Raw genomic sequence first — 913 nt, 5'->3', positions numbered from 1 at the left:
CCCGAAGTGGAGAAAGCTCAAAGGGCGGCACCTGCTGGGTGTCGCCTTTTGACATTTCCCCACAGGACAAGCGGGAAAGGCAGGCATATACACGCACTTTCGCAAAGGAGGTTTTCAATGACGCAAGCTGTCACTTATGAACGAGAAACAAAGTCTGTCGCATTTCAAGGGAAGATCATTGTGCTGGAAAGCCTCACGCCGGTACTTCCCCCGAAGGAGAAAGCACAGCGCAAAAAAGAAATTGAGCGTTGTCTTTATGAGGTGTTCAGAAAATATGGGGACAGATTTCCCTAATCATTCGCAACATTGTTGTCCGGGGCTGCTGATGGTATAATATAGTTGTAAGGTTGGTAGCTCCATTCCAACAAGGAAAGGAGCCCAATATGGAATTTATCAGAGAAGATTGTATTTACGCAAGACAGTCAGTAGACCGCAAGGACAGTATCAGCATTGAAAGTCAGATCGACTTTTGCAAGTATGAATTGAAAGGTGGGAGCTGCCGGGTATTCAAGGACAAAGGCTATTCCGGTAAAAATACGGACAGGCCGGAGTTTCAAAAGCTGTTGGGCGAGATCCGCAAGGGAAAGGTCAGGCGGGTCATCGTGTATAAACTGGACCGTATAAGCCGCTCTATTCTGGACTTTGCAACGATGATGGAGCTGTTTCAAGAGTATGATGTGGAGTTTGTATCATCCACAGAAAAGTTTGATACTTCGACCCCGATGGGCCGGGCCATGCTGAATATCTGCATTGTATTCGCCCAGCTTGAACGTGAGACAATTCAGAAGCGTGTCACAGACGCCTACTATTCACGGTGCCTGAAAGGCTTTCACATGAGCGGACAGGCACCATACGGTTATCAGTTAGAGCCTACTGTGGTAGAGGGTATCCGCACAAAGAAAATGGTTGCCGA

2 protein-coding genes are annotated in these 913 nt (G+C 47.6%); both read left to right on the top strand.

The genetic code is table 11. The features are described 5' to 3' along the window. Positions 1–294, top strand: a 294-nt coding sequence (locus PG722_RS13950; protein ID WP_270580888.1) for a hypothetical protein, incomplete at its 5' end; no start/stop codon positions are given. Between the two features lie 89 nt (positions 295–383). Next, on the top strand, positions 384–913 hold a 530-nt coding region (locus tag PG722_RS13945; RefSeq protein WP_270580887.1), incomplete at its 3' end, for a recombinase family protein.

The sequence above is a fragment of the Butyricicoccus sp. OF27-2pH9A genome, assembly GCF_027693185.1.
Lineage (GTDB): Bacteria > Bacillota > Clostridia > Oscillospirales > Butyricicoccaceae > Agathobaculum > Agathobaculum butyriciproducens.
The sequence above is the reverse complement of the archived record's forward strand: the minus strand, read 5'-3'. Positions and strand labels throughout refer to the sequence as shown.